We start from the raw sequence: 24002 nt of genomic DNA, 5'->3' as shown, positions 1-24002 counted from the left end.
GTATTCCTTCACATTTTATTTACATCACAGAAGCATTTGATAATACTCCTCGCAACTTTATTTTACAGCAACGTTAATATTTCGACACAAAATAGCGGTTAATTTGGCTGGAATGCTGAAAACAACTGGCATATCGGATGGATGTTGGCACAAAAAACTTTTGGATGGTGGTCCCCCCGTGCATCGCTTTGACACCGTCCGGGGGGACCCTGGTATTACGCGAAGCCGTGCCGCCGTTTGCTGGCCTGCTCCTGCGCGCTGAATTGATTAAAACGCGGCAGGAACTTGTCCCAGTCGATAAGATGTCCGTCGATTTCCGGACCATCGATACAGGCGTGTTTGCGCACCAGCCGGCCATCGATGTTGACCGGCACCATACAGGCGCCGCACATGCCGGTGGCATCCACCATGATGGAGTTCAGACTGGCAACGGTCTTGACGCCGTACGTGCGCGTCAAGTCGCACACCGCACGCATCATCAGCGGCGGGCCGATGGTGACGACTTCGGCTATCTCCCTGCCGCTCCCTTGCCGATTGGCTTTAAGCAGCTCTTCCAAGGGGCCGGTAACGAAGCCTTTGACGCCGTAACTGCCGTCGTTACTGGTATAGATGACGTCCAGCAATCCCGGATAACGCTGCTGCAGCTTGCCGATGCGTTCGTCGCCGCGGGTCCAGAACAGCAGGGAATCATTGCGGAAACCGGCAATAAGCGTGACATGGTTACCGGCGCGTAAATGCTCCCGCATAATGGGATAGACCGGCGGCAGGCCGACGCCGCCGGCGGTGAACACCACCGTTTCGCCGGTCCCATAGGCGTGCAGGACGCTGGGCCGGCCGAGAGGACCGGCGATGCCGGCGAAGGCATCCCCTACCTGCATCCGGTTAATCGCCATACTGCTGCTGCCCAGCCCCTGCACCACCAGGCAGAGGGTGCCTTTCTCCGCATCCCAGTCGGCCAGGGTCAGGGGGATCAGTTCGCCGTTGGCCCACGGCAGTACGCGGACAAATTGTCCGGCGCGGGCGGCGCGGGCGATAAGCGGCGCATGGACGATAAACTCGACGATACCCTCCGCCAGTTCAATTTTCTCCAGAATGGTTTTCGGGGCGGCGCCCAGCTTGGAGTAGCTCCCGGCCAGGCTTACCCTGGACCGGATATCCCCGGCGGACAGGTTCATGTCGCCGAGAATTTCACGGGCCGCCGCCTGGCCGTCGCCGGCGGCGTTGATGGCGGTGGAACCTCCCCGCGACGCATCGCCCCCGGAATATACGCCGGCGAGGGAGGTTTGCTGCGAGCCCCGGCCAAGCTCGACGGTGCCCCAGCGGGTGGTATGCAGATCCGGCTCCGCGTCTTTGATAATGGGATTGGGGGAGTTGCCCAGGGCCATAATCACCAAGTCCACCGCCATAGGCTCTTTCTCACCGGTGGCCGCCGGGCTGCGGCGGCCGGAGGCATCCGGATCCCCCAGGGCCATGACATCGAGCATGGCCTGCCGGACGAAATGGGTCTTATCGTCGCCGATAAACTCGCAGGGAGCGCGCAGGACCTTAAGCACAATGCCCTCCTCCTGCGCATGCCGCAGCTCTTCCACCCGCGCCGGCATTTCACTCTCGGTGCGGCGATAGACGATGGTAACGTCGCCCCCCAGGCGCAGAGCGGTACGGGCCGCATCCATAGCGGTATTGCCGCCGCCGATAACCATCACCCGCTTGCCGCGTATTTCCGGCAGCGGCGTTTCATAGCCTTCACGGGCCCCCTGCATCAGGTTGACGCGGGTGAGAAACTCGTTGGCCGACATCACGTTAAGCAGATGCTCGCCGGGCACGTTCATAAAGCGCGGCAGCCCGGCGCCGGTGCCGACGAAAATCTTCCAGAATCCGGCGTTCTTCAGATCTTCGAGGGTGGCGGTTTTACCCACCACAAAATTAGTGACAAATCTGCCCCCCAGCAGCGTTATCTTGTCCACCACATCGTTAATCAGTTCATTGGGCAGCCGGAACTCCGGAATGCCATACCGCAACACCCCGCCCAGGGCGTGGAACGCTTCGAACACCGTCACCGGAAATCCCTCCGCCGCCAGCAGATAGGCATTTATCAGTCCGGCGGGCCCGGAACCCACCACCGCGATAGGGGGTTTCACCGCCTGCAGCCAGGGATCGGAAGGCGGGAGGGAATCCTCGGCGGCGCCGCCGGCGAACAGCTTATCCCGCTGGGGTAGATACCATTCAAGCTGGCCGATTTCAATCGGCCGCTTTTGGTGGGTGCATACCCCCTGGCACTGCAACTCCTGCGGGCAGACCCGTCCCGTGACGTTGGGCAGGGGATTGCAGCTTTGTATCAACTCCATGGCCTGGCGAAAGCGGCCGGTACCCAGCAGGCTGAGCATTTGCGGAATATGGATTTTTACCGGGCATCCGCCTTTGGGCTCCGGCCGGCCGGGCTCCGCGAGACCGACTTCACAGGGTTTTTCCTCGCACTGCTTGTCGCGCAGCGCTTCGAGCCAGACCAGCAGTTCCACTTCCCGCGCGCTGTAGCCCACATTCATATACCCGAGGTAACCCTGATTCACCAGTTCAAAATCCCGCGCGCGCAGCTGCGGGTCGCGAATATAGGGCGGAATGGCGTTTTCCGCCGGCCAGTTATCCGACAATCCCAGGAACACCGGATATCTCTGCGACAGATGCCGGTCAAGGGCGCGAATGAATTTACGTTTGAGCTTCAGGGGAACATCCCAGATAAAACGCATCAGCACCTTGCTGGCGTCATCGTCCCGCAACAGCAGTTCCCATAAGACATGGGTAAATTCAGCGCCCAGTTCCTCCTGCCGGAACTCCCAGGCCACCGCCTCGGTCCCGTCGGCGATGAACATGTCGCGAAAAACCCGCGGATCGTTTTGCAGCCGTCGGCCCAGGAGCTCCATTTGCCGGTGGTAGGTCTCCACCGGCTCCGTCTGTTTCAGCGCCTCCAGCTGCGCGCGCGTATTTTCCAGCGCGCTGCCGGCCTTGAGATAGCGGTGCAATACGCTCTGCGGCGAACCTTCCTGCGTTGATGAAATCGTGTTTTCGCTGCTCATTGTATGATCTCCGCATCGCAGTTGGCCGCCACCCGTTCAATACGGCGTTTCAGCTCCGGCGTGATGGTTATGCGTTCCAGCACGCCGGGGATCATATGGGCGACTTCCCGGCTTTCACCGTTGAAAGCCACCAGGGTTCTTTCGAAGATCTCGGGCAAATCCTGATAGCAGGTTTTGCAATTGGTGCATTTCTCCTGATCTTCCGGGGAGAGCGTTACCGGCGCTTCGCCGCCGGCCGCGGCCGCGGGAGACGCGCCGGGGGATGAAGCATCGTCCACCATACTGATGGGAATGGTACCGGCGCCCGCCGCCGGCGCCTTGCTGGACGTCGCCAGCCGGGACATGGCGCGGGCAATGACGTCCATGGCCGTGTCCCGTTGCCGCAGGGAAGCCTCATATTGCGACTGTAGCGCACTGATGGCGGCATCATGTTCAGCCGCCATTTTTCCGGCATGCCGGCCGGCAAGATATTGCAGCATCCGCCAGTACTTACGCCGCTCCTCCACCAGTTCGATGAGGGACGGCGAGACACCCAGCTTGATCAGATGCCGATTGGCGTCAACGGAATAGACAAAGGCAATGCTTTGCGCCCGTTCATCCGGCGGTAGATCGATATAGTCCTCCACCGCCACCGTAGACCGGCCATCGGTATTATCGATAGCATGGAATTGCTTCCTGAAGCGGTTTTCCCCCAGGGCGAAGACCGCCGGCGTCAGCGCCATGTTGAGCAGTTGCAATCCGCCGTTTTCATCAAGGTATTCCAGGGTGGTGCCGGCCCAATCCTTGTCCGTATCGGGATTACCCTCCAGGGAGAACCACTCGTGCAGTGAAGCGCCGCGGCGCGTATCGTGCACAAACACCGGGTTCATCCGGCTTTCCACCGCCAGCCGGCCATGCCGGGCGGCGGCGGCGGCGGTAATGCCGTGTTCGCTCTGGCAAGGGGTATAGATATCCATCACCGCCGGTCCCCCGGTATAGCGGAGGAACTCCAGCGTATTTTTGAGGAAGTGCCCCGGCAGCGCGGTGGTGCTGGAACAGACAAACACATCCGGATGGAAGGAGGCAATCAATCCCAGTTCCTTGCGCGCTTCATGCTTGCCGCCCTGGGCCTTGCCGATACGGGCCAGGTCGGCGTCCTGGCCGATAAAGCTGGACGTGGAGGCCTGGCCGCCGGTATTGGAATATACGCCGGTATTGAGCACTACTACCTTGAGCGGCGTGCCGCTGGTTAAAATGCGCGATAGCGCGCCAAAACCGATATCGTAGGTGGCGCCGTCTCCGCCGATGGTCATGACCGTCGGCAGCAGGGCCAGTTCGTCAGCGGTGAAGCCGGTCCAGTCCAGGTAGCGGAGCGCCGCATCGTGCTGCTCCGGCAGGTATTGATCCGCCAGCTCAAGACGGGCCAGGCGCAGCGCGCGGATATCGTTCACCGACTGCGCGGCAAGCCCTTCGAACATCCCTTTGGCCAGGGGCTGGGCATCCTGGAACAGGCTGTTGACCCAAGGATCGTTATAGCAGTTGTACGGGAAGGTCGAGGCGTAAACGCTGCTGCATCCGGTGGAATTGGCGATAACGGCCCCCGCCGGGCCATTGCCGCCGGGGCCGCCTTCGTAGAGATACAGCCTTTTTTCCAGCGTGCCGATAAGACCGTCCAGGCGCTCGCGCCGGGTTTCTTCGGTAGCGGGCAGCGCGCTCCGTTTTTCGTTCAGACGGGAAATAAGGTCTTCCAGCTCCCGCCGGTGATCCTGCTGACGCTTATGGGTGACGGCATGGTTGGCGGATACCACCAAACGGATGGCCGTTACCTCGCCGCAGCCGCGGCACCCGCCGTGGCCGCCGGTGGTGGCGTAATAATTGCCCGGATCAAGCAGCAGCCGCTTGATGTCGCCATCGGGCTTGAGCGCGTCGGCATAAAAACGCGCCGGCGTTTTCGGCAGCGTGGTCATAAATTCAAAGCGGGCCTGCAGAGTCTGCTGCAACGGCGCATCCTGGGAACGCTCACTCAGCGCGCCGGGCCCGCAGACGCTGATGCATTCAAGGCAACCGGTGCATTTCCACGGATCGATGACGGCGGCATACAGACCGCCGCCGGTACCGTTTTTTTCCGCCGCATCAAAGAACGGACGGGTCCGCGCCACGGGATAGGCCGCCAGTACGTCGGCCAGTTTGGCAAAGTCGGTTCGCAGGGCCGCCGCGTCGATGACCAGACCCGCCGCCGCATCGGCGACGACTTCATGAAAAGGCCACGGCGTTTTGCTTTGGCGATAGGTTTCCCGCACCGCATCCGCCAGCGGATAAAGATGTGCCGCCATGGCCTCGCGCCGGCTTTCGGCCAGGCCGAGGCGGCGGATACCCTCCAGCAGCAGTTCATGGATATCATGTACCGAATTCGGAATCGCCGCATCCGGACAAACCAGCGCACACTCCATACAGCCGGTGCATGCCTCGGCGTGAAACTCGGGCACGGAACGGCGGAACAGTCCTTTATCCTTCGCGCTCGCGGTGCCGGCGGGCATAAACAGCCCGGCGCCGGGCAATACCGGCGCTTCGCCGATAGTGCCTTCCCGGAAGGGACGCGCGACGGTTTCTTCATAATAGTCATGGTCGAAAAGACCGTTCAGCACCGATGTTTGTGCCGAGTGTTCCCCATCGGCGGACAACGACAGCCCATACGGATTCGCCGACAGCCGTTGGCCGTCGGCGTCGGCAAATTCTGCCGAGGCGTAATCGACGCGTTGGGTGGCTGCAATGCCGTCGTGGATTACCGCCATATTGCCTTCAACCACCGCGCCGCCCTTGGCGCCGAACTTCTTGCCGATTTGCTGGCGGATTTTCGCCAGGATGGCGTCGGCGGATGATCCCGCAGAGACCCGCTCCACATGCCCCACTACCGCGCCGATAAAGGCGATGCCCATCATGCGGGTTTCCAGTTCCGGCGTCGGCGCGTGTTTTTTTGCGACGGCAAACGCATCGATTATCAGAAAACGGATAGCCTTGTCCCGCAGGGTCTTGCGGGCCGAAGCCGGCAATTCCCGCCAAACCTCTTCGGGAGCAAGATTGGATTGCATGATAAACGTGCCCCCGGACGTCAGACCGCGCAGGGGGTTGGTATGACTAAAGACCTTATGGTCCGGCGAAATAACGATTTCCACATCTTCCAATTCAGCATTGGTGATTTTTACCGGCTCCGGACTGAGGGTGATGTAATAATTGGTGGGCGCGCCGCTCTTTTCCGAACCGTATTTCGGCGCCGATTTGGAGTGCATGTCCAAAGCGCCCGCCAGAATGTCGGTTAACAGTTTACCGGTGGCGATGGTGCCATAACCCCCCACCGAGTGGAAACGGATACGGAAAGCGCCTTCCGGCAACAAATTCGGGTTCGGCCCGGTATTAAGCGCCATCCGTTCGGTTTCAGGATATGCCCCTTTCAGGCGCGCCTGGAGTTTATCCAAATAGGGGGACGGCGTCGGGGAAAAGAACTGTGAACCCAGATAGATCAAAGGCGCACCCTGCCCGTCCGACATATTCTTGAAGGCGGCAATCAAATGCCGCGGCTGCAAATCGTGCCCGCCGAGGCCGAAAATGGCGGTGGTAAGCGTCGGCATGGATTGGAGAGCGGGAATTCCCGCGTGGCGCACCCCATCGGCATTTTCCCGTGCCTGGAACAGAGCACGGGTCACCCGGACGGTGAGTTCCGTCTGATCGGAACGTTCCAGCACCGTCACGGCCCGCTTGCCCCGCAGGGCCGCCACCACTTCCGCTTCCGGGAATGGCTGCAGCAGCTTAACGGCCACCAGCCCCACTTTTTGTCCCTGGCGACGCAGATACGCCACCACGGCTTCGATGTCATCGGTAACGGATCCCAGCGCCACCATGACGTCCTCGGCGTCTTCACACATAAAGGTCTGCACCGGCTGGTAGCGGCGTCCGGTCAACTCGCCGTATTCCGCCATCGCCTGACGCACCAGCGCCGGCACGTCGCTGGCGAAATGCGTGCGGTGATCCGCCGACCCGGCCTGGAAATCCGGCTGGTTCTGCACCCCGCCTGTCAGACCCGGATTATTGACGTCGATTAACGCCGGCACTCGCTGCCGGGTACCCCGTTCAAAGGCGTTCAGCCACTGCCGCCGCCAGGGAGCATGCAGCTCAGCGGGCAGCCAGTCCAGGGTCGGCGCCATCAGGAGGCCTTGCAAATCCTGTTCGATGGATTCCCCGTGAAGCTCCAGGTAGCTTTGCAGCATAGTCCGCTCATCGGCGGCAATGTCCGCCTGGTGACGGGAGAGGTACGCTTTAAGCTGAAATACGCGGCCTTTGGCGCCATAGAGCATCTCCTGAGCCGCGGTCGGCGCCTTGATGCGCCCGGCCGGGTCCCCCAGATATTCCGCCAACAGCGCCGGCTCCGGCAGCAGCGCTTCGCACAGCATATGGCTGGTGGAAAATCCGTCCATGGCGTTGGCGACCGGAATGAGGGACAGTGAAGAGACCCGGTAGGCTATGGCCGCCAGATCCGCCGCTTCCTGGGGATTCGCGCCGAAAAGGATAGTGTATCCGGACGGGAGCAGCGCGTAGACATCATCATGGCCGGCCATCACGTTTAACGAATGTTTTGACACCACCCGCGCCGCCACCTGCAGTACAAAACCCCCCACCTTCTTGCCCACTGTGACGTAGTGGGATTCCATCGCATAAAGAATGCCTTGGCTTGACGAGGCGTTCGAGATGAATTGCCCGCCGGTCAATGCCGCCCCGAGCGCACCGCTCTGGGCCGAATGCTCCCCTTCCGGGCTGAAGAAAAACGGATGCTTGCCCCAGACGTTGACGCCGCCCTCAGCGCGGGCGGCTTCGAAAATCTCTGCAATTTCCGTCGACGGGGTTATGGGATAACCGATAACGCCGCCACAAACGTGATTCATGATGTAGGCAACAGCGCCATTGCCATGAATCACACTGGGAATGCCTGGATATTTCACTTTATTGTTTTTCATAATGACTTGTCTGTAGGGTGGGTAATATATTAAGCCGTGCTAACCTGCGGCGGCGCCTTTATAAAACATCACGTTTTGATATCGTATCTCTGCGTTACATTAAATACGTTTAGGCTACCGGCTACACTCACAAGACCTTAATACATCATACGAAACTAATGTCCCGTTTCCCCTCTATCCCCCGCGGGTTATAACCCCAAGGGAAGACCGGCAGACGCTTTCATGTCCCTCTCCCCGCCGCTGAAAGAGACAGCGCCGCCGGGACGTGCATCCGGGCAACGGCTTTTCAGATACGGCGGCAGAGCGTAAAAACCCTTCTTCTTATATGGTTATACCCAGAGAATGTAGCCGATTTTTGCCGATAAAAAGCGGCCTTATATCACGCGGCGACGCTTTTCCCGATCGCAACTGAACTGCCCCCCAAACCGTGGACAGATCCTGTCCTCACGATGAGGCTCGTTCAAAGGACTCGGGATTGATTTTGCCCAGATGGCTGTGCCGGCGGGCGCCGGTCTTTGGCAGCGGGGAAAGCGAGTTCGACGGCATGCGGGGCACGCCCGTACCGTTCCAACGTCGGAGGGAAAGGGGGCGGGCCAGGGCGAATGCCGCAGGTAGCAAAATTCAGAACGTGAAAAAACGAACTAGAAGGCAGCGCTGTTTAGTTTTCTCGCCATATTGATACCGGTAACGGCAAAACCCACTTTTTTATAGAGATTACGCGCCGCCAGATTATCCGGATCTACGCGTAACGTAATGGCGGTATTACCGTTTTGCGCCAGCTGATAGAAGAGTTCCGTCAAGGCCTCGGTCCCCAGCCTTTGCTTTCGATACTCTGGCAAGATATAGAAATCCATGATGAATGCGGTATTATCCTTCGCAGAAGACAAAATCCAGATATATCCCACGTTATGCTGGGCACCCTCAAGGCTTTTTACGATACGGTATAAGACATTGTTATTTTTTCCGGCCTCAGCCAAAAATGAAGAATCGATGATATTGACCGCTTTTTCATGGGCGTCATAGTCGCTGAGCTTGTGATTCCGTACCAAATCCATTTCATATTCATAAATAAATAGGGTCCGATAAGCTTCAAATTCTTTTCCGTGACCTTTTATAGGGACTAACATATCTGTGCCTTTTTCAATCTTGCGAATTATTTGTCCTTAAAATACTCGCAAAAGTGTAAAAAAAGTACCTAAAATATTTATCACCCCCCTGGCTGCCATGCTGTAGCGCAGCAGGAGAAACGCCATCATCTCGACCGCGCTGGACTGGTGCTCGATGAGGCAATAGACATATCCCTCTCCTTCCGAGGTTTTCATACTGTAGAGCATATCTGAGTACTGGGTGATCGTCCTCGACAAAAGAGCCAAAGGAAATGGACAACGAGCCAGAATATAAATGCCATCTGGAGCGAACAGCATAGAGAATAAATTTTCATGGAATTTCACAATTCTATGAAATACGACCTTTTGTTTCTTTATATTGGCAGCCACAATTGATTTATGACAATAAACTGAAACCCATGCGGTATTTGAAAAGAATAATTATCAGGATTGGTTATTCTTCTCCCGTTTAATTTATATCACACTCTTTTACTGTTAAATATTCGGTGGAGACCCAGCGATTAGCTTCTTAACGGACAACACTCAACGCAGAGAAGCGCGGCGATAGCGGGTTGCGCCCCGCTACCGCCGCCGGCAATTCTGGATAATCAATGGATTAGAGCGTATCCGCCGCGCCCTCTTTAAAGCCCGCCTCGTTATCCAGCCGCTGGCGGCGCCGCAGATTGGGGAACCAGGCCATCCACAGTCCCACCACCAGCAGGGTGCCGATCCCCCCCAGCGCCGCCGCCGGCACCGCCCCCAGCCACGCCGCCAGCATGCCCGATTCGAATTCGCCGAGCTGGTTGGAGGTATTGACAAATATTGAATTAACGGCGTTAACGCGACCGCGCATCTCGTCGGGAGTATCCAGCTGTACCAGCGCGCCGCGAATCACCATGCTTATCATGTCAAACGCGCCGAGGGCGAACAATGCCACCAGCGACAGCCAAAGCACCGTGGATAACGCAAACACCAGGGTGGCAATGCCGAAACCCGCCACCGCGCCGAACATAATCATGCCCACGCGATGCTCCAGGGAACGGCGGCTCAGCCAGAAACCCATCAGCAGCGCCCCTACCGCCGGCGCGCCCCGCAGCAAACCCAGGCCCCAGGGGCCGGTATGCAATATGTCCTTGGCGAAGATCGGCATCAGCGCCGTGGCGCCCCCCAGCAGCACGGCAAACAGATCCAGCGAAATCACCCCCAGCACATCGGGGCGGGCGCGGATAAAACGCACGCCGGCGAACAGGGTAGAAAAGCTGGCCGGCTCGCGGCGCGGCGGCGACTGTTCATAGCGCAGCAGGCCCACCATCACCATCGACACCAGATAAAGCAGACCGGTTACCAGATAGACCATACCGGCCCCCGCCACATACAGCAGGCCGCCCAGCGCGGGACCGGCTATCATCGCGGCCTCGCTGGAGACAGAGGTCGCGGCGGTGGCGCGCGCCAACATGGACGGCGGCACCAGCGCCGGCACCATTGACTGAAGGGCCGGCGCCTCGATGGCCTTGGCCACCGACATAAGAAACACCAGCCCCAGGATAATGATTTCATCCACAAAGTGCAGCAGGGTTAACGCCGCCAGCATGATCACGGCGAGCCACTCGACGACTTGGCCGAACAACACGATACGGCGGCGATCGTACTGGTCCGCCATATGGCCGGCGGGCAATGCCAGGGCCACCGAAGGCAGGAACTGCGCCATACCTATCAGCCCCAGATCCAATGCGCGGCCGGTGGTGGCGTATATTTGCCAGCTCACCACGATGGACAGCATCTGAAAACCAAAGCTGGAACCGGTACGGGCCAGCCAGAAAGCGACAAAAGAGCGATGGTGCAACAGCGAATCCGCGCTGGCGGAAGCAGAAGAAGACATAACCAATCCTGATATCTATTATTACGGTCTTGCCTGACACGCGGCGCTGTGCATTCTGCCGGTTAGCAATTTACCCCTTTTCACCGGTACTTTTCACAAGTGCTTAACAGCAACGTATCATACATACCGGTATTGCTACCATACCAACCAATGCTGTCGATACCAATAGTCTTCTAATCAAATATCACCACATTCGCGAGGAACATGACGCCAACATGGCCTTACTCCCGAAAAGATGGTTTTGCACCATGAGATTGCCACAGGCCGCTACATCCAGGCAATGATAAGCAAGCAGATGATACGGTTCATCCCCGATTTGATCCTTTTTGCGCGCTTTTCCCCAATAACAAAGATAATCTGGTGTTGAATTGTTAATCATTTTTATTTACACCTGATAACGAATATCACTGAAAACAAAATAACTAATACTTAACAATTGTCATAATAGTAAGTAATCAATAGTATATTGAACACTACTTAATTTTTTATTGTTGAGTATATTATTTAAGCTGGTTTTGCCTTTGTATTTTCAATGACGCTTAGCGCTGTCATGTCGCTAGTGAATACTATAAAGAATAGAATATGCTAAACATTGAAAATAATGTCGGGCGTCTTAAAATCAATATACGCTACTTGATTAACAAATAAATAATTTGTGATAAAAAATATTTTCAGCGCCAGGGATGTCGCCACGATGCCACCTGAGCAAAGTTTGAGCTGCCACGACTATGTTAGGGTAAGGCTTTTTCAGATTATGCTATCGTTGACATTGAACTATCCCCAAGTTAGGGATATTCTATCTTCAGCTTAGGAGCAATTTTCACATGGATGCTGTTTTTATTGAGCTGCCGCCATTCGAACGGCTGCGCAAAACTTATCTTGCTGATGATGAGTATCGGTCTTTTCAGCAAATGCTGCTCAATAATCCACAATGCGGCGTGGTTATTCAGCACACGGGGGGTTTGCGAAAGGTGCGTTTTGGCGATGTTCGGCGCGGCAAGGGAAAACGTGGCGGCATCAGGATGATATATTATTGGTGGATAGAGAAAAGCCATTTTTTACTTTTCACACTTTATGACAAGGATGAATTGGATGATCTTAGCAAGCCGCAGCGAGAAACCTTGCGGGAGATGCTGGAAAAACTGAAACGAGAGGCAACACTATGAGTAAGCGCGATATTTTTAATGAGCTTATCGAGGGGATGCAGGCGTGGAGCGATATGAACGCCGGCAAAATAACCCTCAAATCCCATCGTGTCGCGATCAATAAACATACTTCGATGAGCCCCGATGAGCTGAAGGCAATCCGCGATAAGCTTCATTTGTCCCAGTCAGTTTTCGCTCAATATCTACGCACCGGTACCACGACCTATCAGAATTGGGAACAAGGCAGAGCAAAACCAAATGCCCAAGCTGTCTTGCTTATTAAAATGATTGCGCATAATCCAGAGAATTTGCATACATTGGCAGCGTTGTAATCGCCTACCTTTCTACCCCCTCTGGCCCTTGTATAAGTTTATCCCCGCATTCGCGGGGAACAGGGGCAAAATCTATGTCGGCTACGAGCCAAAAACGCTTTATCCTCGAGTTCGCGGGGAACAGATGATCTGCTGGGCCGCCACAAATCCGGCGCCGGTTTATCCTGTTGACCCAGGGTAACAACCTATTCGCCTGCGACGCCACCAGCTCTGGTCCATCATTCTCTGCCGGGATGAACCCCTATAACCACTGCCCCTGCTTTTTCCTTTCCATTATCCCCTCTTTTTATGCTAAAAAGTCACCCCAACCCCATGCTTAACGGATCAGTCCCATGCCATCGTCTCTCGCCCACCGGCTTGTCCCCTTTCTGCTGGTGCTCGGCTCCATCGTTTCATTGGGTATCGGGACGTCGCTGGCGAAAGAGTTTCTGTTTCCCTTGATTGGCGCAGCCGGCACTTCGGCGCTGCGGACGGGATTTTCCGCCATTATCCTGTTGGTGTTGTGGCGGCCCTGGCAGGCGGCCATGACCCGCCGGGAGCTGGCATTTACCGCCCTGTACGGCATGACGCTGGGAGTGATGAACCTGTGCTTTTATCTCGCGTTGAAGACCATTCCCTTCGGCCTGGCGGTGGCGATTGAATTTATCGGTCCGCTGACGGTAACGGTGCTTTATTCGCGCAAATTAACCGATTTTGTCTGGATCGTGCTGGCGGTTGGCGGCATGTTGATGATATTGCCCCTGCGGGGCAACCAGAGCGGCCTGGATTTGACCGGCGTGATATATTCCCTGGTCGCCGCCTTTGGCTGGGGGCTTTATATTGTCTTCGGTAAAAAAGTAAGCCATCGCCACTCCGGGCAAACCGTGGCCATCGGACTGGTATTTGCTTCCGCCGTAACGATCCCGGTGGGTATGACGGATGCCGGCGCCATTATCTCCCACCCTTACCTGCTGCTGGTGGGACTGCTGGTGGCGGTGATTTCAAGCTCGTTGCCCATGACGCTGGAAATGGCCGCCTTGAAAAGATTACCCCACAAGACCTTCGGCATCCTGGTGAGCATGGAGCCGGCGGTGGCGGCTGTCGTGGCCTTTTTCCTGCTGGCGGAAAACCTGACGCTTATCCAGATACTGGCCATTGCCCTGTCGGTGACGGCGGGAATAGGCAGCGCGATAACGGCCCGCCCTAAGACAGATGCGCTGGTGAATTAACGGAAATTGCGTTGCGCGATCCCGGCAAGCCATTCATTTCAATGAGCTCGATTAACCTGGTTTAGGCGGTTAATCCGTTGACCCGGTTATTTGAGTTGACGGTCAATCCAGTATGCAGGGCACGATGATATTGCCCTGCGCCGGCTCGCCGTTGAGCAGGCTCACCAACTGGCGCGCCGCCGCTTTACCGGCGTTGGAATAGCCGAGATCCACCGACAGGGTGTCGGGGAATAAAAAGCTCAGCAGCGGCGTATGGCCGATACTGCACATCTGCATCGGCGCGATGCGGTGCTGTTGCAGATATTTGATCGCTCCAAGGGCGATGGTGTCGGTGGCGCAAATCAGCGCGGTGGTGTCGGCGGTGATAACCTCGCCGGCCAAATGAAAGCCGCTTTGATAGCCCAGGTCTCCCAGCGCCGCCGCCGGGGGGATTTGCATGTCGCCGCAGGACCGCAGATAGGCCTCGTAGCGCAGTCGTCCGGTGGTTTCATCGCTGACGTTCACGCCGATGTAACCGATATGGCGATGCCCCTGCCGCCGCAGGCGCTGCATCAACAGGGTGACCGCGCCGGCATCGTCATAGCGGACCGAGGAGAGCCCGGCGTACTCCCGCACCATCACCACCATTTTATCCTGCCACTGTGCGAGCATATCGTTTTGCAACCCGGTGAAGCCAAACAGGATCACGCCGTCGACGTTGCGCTGGAAGAGTACCCGCAAATGTTCTCTCAAACGGTCGAGATTGAGCAGGCTTTCCATCAGAATGGAGTCGTAGCCCTGTTCGTACAGCAGCGGCAAAATGGCCCGCACCGCCTGGTTCTCCGAGGGGGAGTCGAGGCGGGTGACGATAATGCCGATAATTTTGTCGCTTTGTCCCCGCATCACCTGCGCCGATTTTGACGGCACAAAACCGTATTCGCGTATTACCGCCTCCACGCGCTCGCGGGTTTGCCGGCTGACCTTGCTTTCATTATTCAGCACCCGTGAAACGGTGGATTTACCGACGCCGCTCAGGCGGGCGATATCCTTGATGGTGAGACGGTTCTGTAGAGGTTCCATTCATTAACTGCCAAGTATCTTCCGAAAATGGGCTGCTTATCCTAGTGTAACACCATAGCGGCCCGCCGGTGCCTTCCCGGCGTGTTTCGGCAGGCTTTGCCCCCTGCCCTGCAGATTTAATGTGATCATAGTCGAAAATGGGAACGTTCCCACTTTATCAATAAGGCTATTAGCGTTATTTTCCCGTTGCTCACCAATACCTCGGGATTCCATAACAATAAAGGTCGCCGAAATGAAGAAAATAAACCCACAGGATATCGACCGTTTGATAACGCTGGTTGGCGGCAAAGAGAACATTGCCGCCGTCAGCCACTGTATTACCCGCCTGCGTTTCGTATTAAACAATCCGCAGGCGGCGCAACCGAAAGAAATTGAGCTGCTGCCCATGGTAAAAGGCTGTTTTACCAATGCCGGTCAGTTTCAGGTAGTGATCGGCACCGACGTCGGCGACTGGTACCAGGCGCTCATCAGCGCGGCGCAGCTTAACGCCAGCGACAAGGAGAGCGCCAAACGCGCCGCGCGCCAGAACATGAGCTGGCATGAGCTGGCCATTTCCCATTTTGCCGAAATATTCTTTCCTCTGCTGCCGGTACTGATAAGCGGCGGTTTGATACTGGGATTTCGCAACGTTATCGGCGACGTACCGCTGTTCGGCCATCAGCCGCTGATTAAAAACTCGCAGGTCTGGCAAGCCATATACGATTTTCTCTGGCTGATCGGCGAAGCGATTTTCTTTTATCTGCCGGTGGGCATCTGCTGGTCGACGGTTAAAAAAATGGGCGGAACGCCCGCCCTGGGCATAGTGCTGGGGGTTACCCTGGTATCGCCGCAGTTGATGAATGCCTATCTGCTCGGTCAGCAAACGCCGGATGTGTGGAATTTCGGGCTGTTCAGCATCGCGAAGGTGGGTTATCAGGCGCAGGTGGTGCCGTCGCTGTTGGCGGGCATGGCGTTGGCGTTTATCGAAACCCGGTTGAAACGGCTGGTGCCGGATTATCTCTATCTGGTGGTGGTGCCGGTGGTGTCGCTTTTGCTGGCGGTTTTCCTGGCCCATGCGATTATCGGCCCGTTCGGCCGGATGATTGGCGACGGCGTCGCCTGGGCGGTGAAGGGACTCATGACCGGCGGCTTTGCCCCCATCGGCGCGGCGCTGTTCGGTTTCCTCTACGCGCCGCTGGTGATTACCGGCATCCATCAGACCACCCTGGCCATCGATCTGCAGATGATCCAGACTCTCGGCGGTACGCCGGTTTGGCCGCTTATCGCCCTGTCCAATATCGCCCAGGGATCGTCGGTGCTCGGCATCATCCTTATCAGCCGCAAGTCCAATGAACGGGAAATATCGGTACCGGCCGCCATCTCCGCCTTCCTCGGGGTGACGGAACCGGCCATGTACGGTATCAACCTGAAATATCGCTACCCCATGCTGTGCGCCATGATCGGATCGGCCTGCGGGGGGCTTATCTGCGGACTGTTCGGCGTGATGGCCAACGGCATCGGCGTCGGCGGACTGCCGGGTATCCTGTCAATCCAGCCGCAGTACTGGCAAATATACTCCATCGCCATGATGGTGGTGATTGTGGTGCCGCTGGCGCTCACCATGGCCATTTATCGGCACAAGACCCATGTGAATACCCTGCCGGTGGTATAGGACTGACTTCGCCCGGGCCTGACGGACCTCACGGCAACGGGGTCCGCCATTGTCCCGCGGATTAAGGATAATAGGCATGAACAATATCGACACTCCCTGGTGGCAAAACGGCGTCATCTATCAAATCTATCCCAAGAGCTTCCAGGATAGCACCGGCAACGGCATCGGCGATTTGCCGGGCATTATCAGGCGGCTGGATTATCTGCAGTGGCTGGGGGTCGACGCTGTCTGGCTCACGCCGGTCTATGTCTCGCCCCAGGTGGACAACGGCTATGATATTGCCGATTACTGCGCCATCGATCCGCTGTTCGGCACCCTGGGCGACTTCGAGCGGCTGGTGGCCGAGGCGCGCCGGCGCCATATCCATATCGTGATGGACATGGTATTCAACCATACATCCACCGAGCATGCCTGGTTCAAGGCGGCGGAAGATCCGGCGAGTCCCTATCGCGATTTTTATATCTGGCGCGACGGCGTCAACGGCGGGCCGCCCAATAACTGGCGCTCGAAATTCGGCGGTTCGGCCTGGCAGTTGCATGACGCCAGCGGGCAATACTATTTGCACTCCTTTGCCGTAGAGCAGGCGGATCTCAATTGGGAGAACCCCCGCCTGCGGGCCGAACTGAAAAAAGTGTGCCGGTTTTGGGCGGACAAAGGCGTCGAGGGGCTGCGGCTGGATGTGATTAATCTGGTCTCCAAACACCCCGGCTTCCCGGACGACGATGAAGGGGACGGCCGGCGTTTTTATACCGACGGTCCGAATATCCATCAGCTATTGCAGGAATTCAGCGAAGAAGTGTTTACGCCCGGCGGACTGATGACCGTGGGGGAAATGTCCTCCACCACTCTTGAGCATTGCCGGCGCTACGCCGGTCTGGACGGAAAAGAGCTGTCCATGACCTTCAATTTCCATCACCTGAAGGTGGATTATCCCGCGGGCGCCAAATGGACCCGGGCAAAGCCCGATCTGATCCTGCTCAAACGCCTTTTCAAAGAGTGGCAACAGGGCATGCATGGCCAGGCCTGGAATGCGCTGTTCTGGTGTAACCACGATCAGCCGCGCATTGTTTCGCGGCTGGGGAACGACGGCGAACGGCGGGAGGTCTCGGCCAAAATGCTGGCGATGGTGCTGCACGGCATGCAGGGCACTCCCTTTATTTATCAGGGCGAAGAAATCGCCATGACCAACCCCTGTTTTGAGGATATCGGGCAATATCGCGACCTGGAAAGTCTGAATATGTTCTCTGAGCTGCGCGTCCAGGGGAGGACCGATGGAGAACTGCTGGCAATCCTGGCGCAAAAATCGCGAGACAACGGCCGTACGCCGATGCAGTGGGACGCTTCACGCAACGCGGGCTTCACCGAGGGCGACAGCTGGATAGATCTGGCGGCGAACTACCGGGAAATCAACGTGGAACGTGCGTTAAATGACGGGAATTCGGTCTTGCATACCTATCAGCGGCTGATTGCCCTGCGTAAGCGGTACCCGGTTATCACCTGGGGGGATTATCTTGACCTGGCGCCGGAACACCCCGCCTTGTGGTGCTATCGGCGGCACAGCGGGGAACAGACGCTGCTGGTGATGGCCAATCTGGGTGCGGACGATCTGCGGCTGGAAGAGGACTACTTCGCCGGCAAGACGAAATGGTCGCTGCTGCTGAGCAACTACGGCGACATTGACCGGACGCCGGACTCCGGTGCGCTGCGTCCTTATGAAGCGGTCTGGTGGCTGCTGAACGAAACAAAATAAACCCGCCGCCAACAGAAAACCGGCATGACATCTCCATCCCGTCACTGCCGGTTTCCCACGGTTTGCGGTGCGAAAATCAGACTGCCGGCTATTGCCGCATTTTCAGCAGGCTATCCGCGTTTTGCGGCGTCACGACGGTCCAAGGGATTTCATACATTTTTGCCTGGCCGTCCTGCCACGCTACCTGGTCTTTATATTGATCCCAGATGGCGGACATGGGTTTGTAATCCTTGCCCTTGACCGCGCGCAAGGCAACATCGATGGCGCCCTGCATCTGCGCGTTGCCATCCTGGAGGATGGACATCATATCACCGGTTTTGACCAGACGCAGCGCATCGGAAACGCCGTCCACCCCGGCAATGGCGAAGTCCTTCACATTCAGGCCCGCGCCCTTGATAGCCTCAATGGCTCCCAGCGCCATTTCGTCGTTCTGGCCAATAACGCCGTTGATTTTGCCGCGGTGTTTCTGCAGCCAGTTTTCCATAAGCGGCATGGCTTCGGCACGGGACCAGTTGGCGGTCTTTCTTTCCAAGACGGTGATTTTGCCCGGGCCGCACTCCTTAATGGCCTGGTCGTTACCCTGACCGCGCTGTATCTGACCGGATATGCCGATGGGGCCTTCGATAATGACCACATTGCCCTGGCAGTGCATTTTATTCAAAACCGCTTTCGCTTCCAGATAACCGCCCTTGACGTCGTCGGAAACCACTTCGGGCGCCAAATCGGTATTCAGGCGGGAGTTGGAGACGATGACCGGGATGCCGGCTTTTTTCGCCATGGTCACCACATCGACATTGGCCTCGAAATCCACCGGGTCGATGATGATGGCGTCGTAGCGGGTCCGGATCGCCGTTTCAGCCTGGTTATTCTGTACCAGCGCATCATAGCCGCCGTCAAAGACCGTCAGCGTGGCCACGCCCTGCTTAACCGCGGGATGCTCCCGCCCGGATTTCTCCATTAATTGTACGAATTCGGCTTTCATGCCGTACATCAACACGGCAATTCTGACAGGGGCGGCCTGAACGGCGGCTGAAAAGGACAACGCCAGCGTCGCCGCGAGCAAGCCTATTTTGAATTTTTTCATGTTATCTCCTTTGTAGGGCAGCTGTCTTATGATTAGTATTAAATTGCAGGGGAAGTCATTCCTGCGTTAGTCACGCTGTTGTTTACGGGATGGATCGAGCATTACGGCAAATACAATCAGGGCGCCTTTGATAATTTGCTGGTAATAGGATTGCACCCCGAGTAAATCAAGTCCGTTGTTCATCACGCCGATGATCAGCACGCCGAACAGGGTGCCCCGCAGGGTCCCTATCCCCCCCACCATGCTGGTGCCGCCGATAACCACCGCCGCAATGGCGTCCAGTTCATAAGAGGCGCCCGCGCTGGTCTGCGCGGAACCGGTGCGGGCCGTCAGGATAATACCCGCCATGGCCGCCAGAACGCCGCACAGGGTATATACGATGACTTTGACCCGCAGCACGTTGATACCGGAGGTGCGCGCGCTTTTTTCGTTGCCGCCCACGGCGTAGACATAACGGCCGAACGTCATTTTGTTCAGGACAAACCAGGCGATGGCGAACAGTACGACAAAGATCAGCACCGGTACCGGGATACCCAGTACGTAGCCGTTGCCCAGCCAGCGGAAATTGTCACGCAGTTGTGAAACCGGGTTGCCGTCGGTGGTCAGAAGGGTAAGTCCCCGCGCGGCGGAGAGCATGCCCATGGTGACGATAAAGGGCTGCAGGCGGTATTTGCTCAGCACGATTCCGTTGAGAAAGCCGCAGACCAGGCCGATGCCCACCGCAACGGCAATGGGCATCAGCAGCGGCCAATCATTGCCGCCGATGGCCATTGAATTGCTGGTGGTGGCGAAACGCGCCGCCACGATACCCGCCAGCCCCAGAACCGAACCGACGGAAAGATCGACGCCGGCGGTAATGATGACAAACGTCATGCCGATGGCTAAAATACCGTTGATGGAGATTTGACGTAACACAATCAGCGTATTCTCTTGGGACAGAAAATAGTTCTCGGTCCAGAGTCCGGTGGCCACCGCCCATTCTCCGGCGACGGCAATAACAACGCATAGGGCAATAAAGGCTAAAATAATCCCGTATTGAACCATTGCTTTTTTAAATTTTCCGCCACGGGCCTGGTGTAGCGTAGAGGATGAATAACTGCTCATATTGTTTTCTCTCAGAAAATTATAAAAATATGAATCAGGAATTAAATTACACTGCCAATGACATTAATTTCGCCTGGGTCGCTTCGCTTCTTGCCAGCTCACCCACAACCTTTCCTTTATTGAAAACAAGTATTCTATCGCTCATGCCGATAATTTCAGAAAGTTCAGAGGACACCATCACTATGCCTTTTCCCTTGAGCGCAAATTCAGACATATAACGATAAATCTCTTTTTTTGCGCCGACATCAATACCGCGGGTGGGCTCATCCAGCAACAATATTTCAGGGTCCAATAATGCCCAGCGACCTAATACCACTTTCTGCTGATTACCGCCGCTGAGATTCATGACCTTTTGCTGCTGTCCCGGCGTGCGGATATTAAAGGCGCGAATCATCGCATCGGCACGGCGCCGCAGCTTGCCCTCGTCAATAAACCGCAGTCGGCTGATGGCCCGCAGGGAAGAGATATTGATATTCTCGGAAACCGAGCTGCTTAACACCAGCCCGGTATCCTTGCGATCTTCAGTGACATACGCCATACCGGCGCGGATGGATTTCCCCGGATTATGGCGCAAAAGAACCTTGTCGCCGATTTGTATACTGCCGCTTTCGGCGTGCTCAATGCCAAAAATCAAATTCAGCAGCTCACTGCGCCCTGAACCCACCAAGCCATAGATACCTAAGATTTCCCCACGCCTTAACGACATGCTGACATTATTAACCCGCCCCTTCCAGTTCAGGTCGGTGACCTTAAATATCACTTCATCGGTGGGCTCATTGTATTTGGCGAATTCGCCGTCAATTTCCCCGCCGATAATTTGTTCAATCAAATGCTCGCGGCTGATAGAATCCGTGGGGCCTTCGCAAATATAGCTACCGTCGCGAAATACCGTATAGCTATCGGCAATCTGAAATATTTCAGAGAGCCGGTGGGAAACATAAATGATCCCTTTGCCCAGGTAAGCCAGCCGATGGATTGCCTGAAAGAGTTTCTGCACATCCTCTTCCCCCAGGGCGGACGTCGGCTCATCCATGATAATGATATCGGCGTTGGTATGGGAAAGCGCCTTGGCGATTTCCACCAATTGCTGTTCGGCCACGCTGAGATTACGCATCTTCGCTTTGGGTGAAATGGCAAAACCCAGCTCATCAAGCAGCGCCTGCGCCCGTTGATTCAGCTGCTTGAAATCCACCACCCCGAAACGCCTCGGCTCGGCGCCCAGATAAATATTTTCCGCCACCGACAAATCCTGCACGCCGCTCAGTTCCTGCTGCACGATGGTAATGCCGGCGGCCAAGGCCTGGCGCGGTGAATAAAAATCACAGCGCTCGCCGTTAATGAAAATATCCCCTGCATCCGGTCGGATAAACCCCATCAACAGACTGAGAAACGTTGACTTCCCGGCACCGTTACAGCCGCAAAGCGCATGGATGGAACCGCGCTTAAGGCAAAATTCCGCATTTTTCAGCGCGACAACATCACCAAACGTTTTTTTCAGGCCGGTCACCTCTAACAGATAAGCCGGCTCTTTAGCTAACGACGCACGTTGACTCATATCCGCACACTCCACATGAACATCAATGAAACAAATGCACACTACGGACTACGTCTTATATCGTCTACAACTACGCATAGAATTCGTTACATGAGTCAAATAAAAAATAAATAATGGCAAAAATAGCACGATCATCGCATCATTTTTTTAAAAAACGTTTCATGGCCCTATGTAACGAGTGGTAAAAAACAAATCATATGATTTACATTTGTTCATTTGAACATCCAGGGGCGGCACGCATTATGCCATTGTGCGAATGGCATCGAGAGGACAAGGACGGTAGGCGCAGGCGTGCAGCGGCTAAGCGATCCGCAGGAAAATTTGCCGGTAGGGCCAAGCCGGGAGGCTTAGATTACCTGTTTAAAAATACAGATCCGGGGTTGGCGGCTCAGCCGTACAAGAAGTTTTCCAGGCATCCAGGGTTAACCGCGCGAGCTTCGCCACCCCCAGGTACAGCGAATGGCCGGCGTGAATTTCCAGCAGTTCAAGAAAACGAAAGCACCAGGGGAAAAGATGCTGCGCCAGCAAAATATCCAGCGATTCGTCCTGCCGCTGTTCCGCCAGCCAGGCGCTTAATAACAGCAACATGCCGATATGGTCTTCCGGCTCATTGCCGGATTGCTGCATGGTTATGCCGTTTTCCCGCAGCCAGCGCCGCAGGTTGAGCGTGGATTCACCGAACAGCACATTTTCTTTATCCAGATAAACCGAGCCCCAGGGGGGGGCCGGCAGTGCATAAGGACCGATAAACAGGCGCTGGTAGGCCTCGGCCGGGGATTCGCCCACGCCTTGCGCCAGGCCCGCGGCCACCAGGGCGGCAATAGTCTGCAGTTCCCCGTGCTCCCCATAAGGCCATTCATCGATCCAGCCCGGCGCCGCCATGGCGGCGAACAACGGACGGTCTTCCGCGCCATCAGGGGATAGGGACAGCAACGTTCCCAGCACGCGTCCGGTGAGGGCAATTTGCGATAAACGCGCTTGAGTCGTTTTGGTCATAAACAGGTTCCTTAGGGCATGTCGGCACTGTCATGGCGGGGAAAATCCGTCCGGCCCATTGGCAGAGGGTCATAATATAAACAAATATCGCCGCCAGAGCCATGGGCGTTAAAAATTGACCTCAAACCCAGGCGCACCTTCTGTTAGCAGATTAATCTGCATCTATCGCATTTTCTTATAATTAATAAAAGTCAAGAAAGAATTCTTGACCAAAAAAAGTACATGTGTACCATATGTAACATCACTGTTGCTATATATGGAACATTTATGAGTTCTCTCGATACCGGCCTGCGAATTTTATCCCTGTTTAATAAAGAACGGCCGGTACTGCGGGTCGGTGAGGTCTGCCGTGAATTGGATGTGCCGAAAAGCACCGTATCCCGTCTGATGAAAACCCTGTGTGACGCCGGCTTCGTGGAACGCCGCCACAACGAAAACGGTTATGTCGTGGGGCATGGGGTTCTCGCCCTGGCGGAGCTCTATCTGGAAGGTAGTTCATTGATTGATGAACTCGACGCCGCCCTCGAAAGGCTGTCCGAACAGTACCATTTCGTCGGTTACGCGGCGGCGCTGTCGGATATCGATATCGTCTTGCTGAGAGTCAAAATTGGATCCCATCCCCTGCGTTTAGTGCATGAAGTGGGCGCCAAAATGGCCGCGATGCCCACCGCGCTGGGATTGGCCTTGTTTGCCTGTGAGCCCGATGAAGAGGTGTTGGCTAAATTGGGATCAACCTTGACCAAAGGCGCCGAGCAAAAAAAGTTTCTCAATGTGCTCAGCAGCATCCGGGAAAAGGGGCTGGTCAGCCTGGTAAACGGTTTAAATCCGAGTATCTCGGCGATGGGGCTCGCCATACATGACATCTGGCATAACGAAAAGATCGCCATGTCCATTTCGTACCCGGTTGCCGCTGCGGACGCGGATTTAATCAAAAGCATGCAAAGAAGCCTTTGGCAAGAAGCGTGCGCCATCGGTAATCGGGTGGGGGATCCGTTCTGGTCAAGACAGACGGTGTTCCCGGACATTGGCGCAACGTCGATTTCCATGGACTCTGCGTATCTTATTTAATTTATTTAA

General features: G+C 56.2%; 16 protein-coding genes and 1 pseudogene. 6 read left to right on the top strand and 11 right to left on the bottom strand.

Going from position 1 to position 24002, the window contains the following annotated elements; all coding sequences use genetic code 11:
* Positions 1-215: 215 nt before the first annotated feature.
* The 6 genes and pseudogenes from ACL2XO_RS11650 to ACL2XO_RS11625 form a co-directional block, all read right to left on the bottom strand.
* Positions 216-3071: a sulfide/dihydroorotate dehydrogenase-like FAD/NAD-binding protein gene (locus ACL2XO_RS11650; protein ID WP_413742756.1), complete on the bottom strand. Its 2856-nt coding sequence runs from the start codon at positions 3069-3071 to the stop codon at positions 216-218.
* On the bottom strand, positions 3068-8056 hold the full coding sequence (locus ACL2XO_RS11645) for a 2-oxoacid:acceptor oxidoreductase family protein (protein ID WP_413742755.1): 4989 nt from the start codon (positions 8054-8056) through the stop codon (positions 3068-3070). The genes ACL2XO_RS11650 and ACL2XO_RS11645 overlap by 4 nt, the downstream gene beginning before the upstream one ends.
* 641 nt (positions 8057-8697) lie before the next feature.
* Positions 8698-9111, bottom strand: coding sequence for a GNAT family N-acetyltransferase (locus ACL2XO_RS11640; protein ID WP_413742754.1), 414 nt, complete (start codon positions 9109-9111; stop codon positions 8698-8700).
* Between the two features lie 162 nt (positions 9112-9273).
* Positions 9274-9433, bottom strand: a pseudogene (locus ACL2XO_RS11635) (Rpn family recombination-promoting nuclease/putative transposase); the annotation flags it as partial.
* A 345-nt stretch (positions 9434-9778) separates the two neighbouring features.
* On the bottom strand, positions 9779-11041 hold the full coding sequence (locus ACL2XO_RS11630) for an MFS transporter (protein ID WP_132922259.1): 1263 nt from the start codon (positions 11039-11041) through the stop codon (positions 9779-9781).
* Positions 11042-11225: 184 nt separating this feature from the next.
* Positions 11226-11420 (bottom strand): HD domain-containing protein, encoded by a 195-nt coding sequence (locus ACL2XO_RS11625; RefSeq protein WP_413724008.1) that lies wholly within the window; start codon positions 11418-11420, stop codon positions 11226-11228.
* A gap of 445 nt (positions 11421-11865) precedes the next feature.
* Between ACL2XO_RS11625 and ACL2XO_RS11620 the strand changes: the two genes are divergently transcribed.
* The 3 genes from ACL2XO_RS11620 to ACL2XO_RS11610 all read left to right on the top strand — a co-directional run bounded on the left by ACL2XO_RS11620 (position 11866) and on the right by ACL2XO_RS11610 (position 13726).
* The gene (locus tag ACL2XO_RS11620; protein WP_203521958.1) at positions 11866-12207 is read left to right on the top strand and encodes a toxin; all 342 of its coding nucleotides are present in this window, start codon (positions 11866-11868) and stop codon (positions 12205-12207) included.
* Positions 12204-12518: a helix-turn-helix domain-containing protein gene (locus ACL2XO_RS11615; RefSeq protein ID WP_203521959.1), complete on the top strand. Its 315-nt coding sequence runs from the start codon at positions 12204-12206 to the stop codon at positions 12516-12518. Before ACL2XO_RS11620 ends, ACL2XO_RS11615 begins: the two co-directional genes overlap by 4 nt.
* Positions 12519-12850: 332 nt before the next feature.
* Positions 12851-13726, top strand: a complete 876-nt coding sequence (locus ACL2XO_RS11610; protein WP_413724007.1) for an EamA family transporter — start codon at positions 12851-12853, stop codon at positions 13724-13726.
* A gap of 102 nt (positions 13727-13828) precedes the next feature.
* Here the strand turns inward: ACL2XO_RS11610 and treR are convergent, their stop codons facing one another.
* Complete coding sequence (gene treR / locus ACL2XO_RS11605; protein ID WP_413742753.1) at positions 13829-14785, bottom strand: trehalose operon repressor TreR; 957 nt, start codon at positions 14783-14785, stop codon at positions 13829-13831.
* Positions 14786-15017: 232 nt separating this feature from the next.
* Between treR and treB the strand changes: the two genes are divergently transcribed.
* Both treB and treC read left to right on the top strand, forming a co-directional pair.
* Entirely contained in the window at positions 15018-16436 is a 1419-nt protein-coding gene (gene treB / locus ACL2XO_RS11600; RefSeq protein ID WP_413742752.1) for a PTS trehalose transporter subunit IIBC, read from the top strand.
* A gap of 76 nt (positions 16437-16512) precedes the next feature.
* Positions 16513-18186 (top strand): alpha,alpha-phosphotrehalase, encoded by a 1674-nt coding sequence (treC, locus tag ACL2XO_RS11595; protein WP_413742751.1) that lies wholly within the window; start codon positions 16513-16515, stop codon positions 18184-18186.
* 88 nt (positions 18187-18274) lie between these two features.
* Here the strand turns inward: treC and ACL2XO_RS11590 are convergent, their stop codons facing one another.
* From ACL2XO_RS11590 to dmsD, 4 genes are all read right to left on the bottom strand, one after another.
* On the bottom strand, positions 18275-19270 hold the full coding sequence (locus ACL2XO_RS11590) for a substrate-binding domain-containing protein (RefSeq protein WP_132922269.1): 996 nt from the start codon (positions 19268-19270) through the stop codon (positions 18275-18277).
* A 66-nt stretch (positions 19271-19336) separates the two neighbouring features.
* Positions 19337-20374, bottom strand: coding sequence for an ABC transporter permease (locus ACL2XO_RS11585; protein WP_132922270.1), 1038 nt, complete (start codon positions 20372-20374; stop codon positions 19337-19339).
* 46 nt (positions 20375-20420) lie between these two features.
* Positions 20421-21929, bottom strand: coding sequence for a sugar ABC transporter ATP-binding protein (locus ACL2XO_RS11580; protein ID WP_413742750.1), 1509 nt, complete (start codon positions 21927-21929; stop codon positions 20421-20423).
* A 360-nt stretch (positions 21930-22289) separates the two neighbouring features.
* The gene (dmsD, locus tag ACL2XO_RS11575; protein ID WP_413742749.1) at positions 22290-22925 is read right to left on the bottom strand and encodes a Tat proofreading chaperone DmsD; all 636 of its coding nucleotides are present in this window, start codon (positions 22923-22925) and stop codon (positions 22290-22292) included.
* A gap of 267 nt (positions 22926-23192) precedes the next feature.
* On the opposite strand from dmsD, the gene ACL2XO_RS11570 reads away from it, so the two are divergent.
* On the top strand, positions 23193-23993 hold the full coding sequence (locus ACL2XO_RS11570) for an IclR family transcriptional regulator (protein WP_413724003.1): 801 nt from the start codon (positions 23193-23195) through the stop codon (positions 23991-23993).
* Positions 23994-24002: the final 9 nt, after the last annotated feature.

It is taken from the genome of Sodalis sp. RH15 (genome assembly GCF_047324255.1).
GTDB classification, from domain to species: Bacteria; Pseudomonadota; Gammaproteobacteria; order Enterobacterales; family Enterobacteriaceae; genus Acerihabitans; species Acerihabitans ligni.
This window is presented reverse-complemented; position numbering and strand designations above follow the sequence as displayed.

Excerpts from the sequence above, each read along its gene's own strand:
- ACL2XO_RS11650 (WP_413742756.1), bottom strand. The coding sequence starts at position 3,071 with ATGAGCAGCGAAAACACGATTTCATCAACGCAGGAAGGTTCGCCGCAG.
- ACL2XO_RS11645 (WP_413742755.1), bottom strand. The coding sequence starts at position 8,056 with ATGAAAAACAATAAAGTGAAATATCCAGGCATTCCCAGTGTGATTCAT.
- ACL2XO_RS11640 (WP_413742754.1), bottom strand. The coding sequence starts at position 9,111 with ATGGATTTGGTACGGAATCACAAGCTCAGCGACTATGACGCCCATGAA.
- ACL2XO_RS11630 (WP_132922259.1), bottom strand. The coding sequence starts at position 11,041 with ATGTCTTCTTCTGCTTCCGCCAGCGCGGATTCGCTGTTGCACCATCGC.
- ACL2XO_RS11625 (WP_413724008.1), bottom strand. The coding sequence starts at position 11,420 with ATGATTAACAATTCAACACCAGATTATCTTTGTTATTGGGGAAAAGCG.
- ACL2XO_RS11620 (WP_203521958.1), top strand. The coding sequence starts at position 11,866 with ATGGATGCTGTTTTTATTGAGCTGCCGCCATTCGAACGGCTGCGCAAA.
- ACL2XO_RS11615 (WP_203521959.1), top strand. The coding sequence starts at position 12,204 with ATGAGTAAGCGCGATATTTTTAATGAGCTTATCGAGGGGATGCAGGCG.
- ACL2XO_RS11610 (WP_413724007.1), top strand. The coding sequence starts at position 12,851 with ATGCCATCGTCTCTCGCCCACCGGCTTGTCCCCTTTCTGCTGGTGCTC.
- treR (WP_413742753.1), bottom strand. The coding sequence starts at position 14,785 with ATGGAACCTCTACAGAACCGTCTCACCATCAAGGATATCGCCCGCCTG.
- treB (WP_413742752.1), top strand. The coding sequence starts at position 15,018 with ATGAAGAAAATAAACCCACAGGATATCGACCGTTTGATAACGCTGGTT.
- treC (WP_413742751.1), top strand. The coding sequence starts at position 16,513 with ATGAACAATATCGACACTCCCTGGTGGCAAAACGGCGTCATCTATCAA.
- ACL2XO_RS11590 (WP_132922269.1), bottom strand. The coding sequence starts at position 19,270 with ATGAAAAAATTCAAAATAGGCTTGCTCGCGGCGACGCTGGCGTTGTCC.
- ACL2XO_RS11585 (WP_132922270.1), bottom strand. The coding sequence starts at position 20,374 with ATGAGCAGTTATTCATCCTCTACGCTACACCAGGCCCGTGGCGGAAAA.
- ACL2XO_RS11580 (WP_413742750.1), bottom strand. The coding sequence starts at position 21,929 with ATGAGTCAACGTGCGTCGTTAGCTAAAGAGCCGGCTTATCTGTTAGAG.
- dmsD (WP_413742749.1), bottom strand. The coding sequence starts at position 22,925 with ATGACCAAAACGACTCAAGCGCGTTTATCGCAAATTGCCCTCACCGGA.
- ACL2XO_RS11570 (WP_413724003.1), top strand. The coding sequence starts at position 23,193 with ATGAGTTCTCTCGATACCGGCCTGCGAATTTTATCCCTGTTTAATAAA.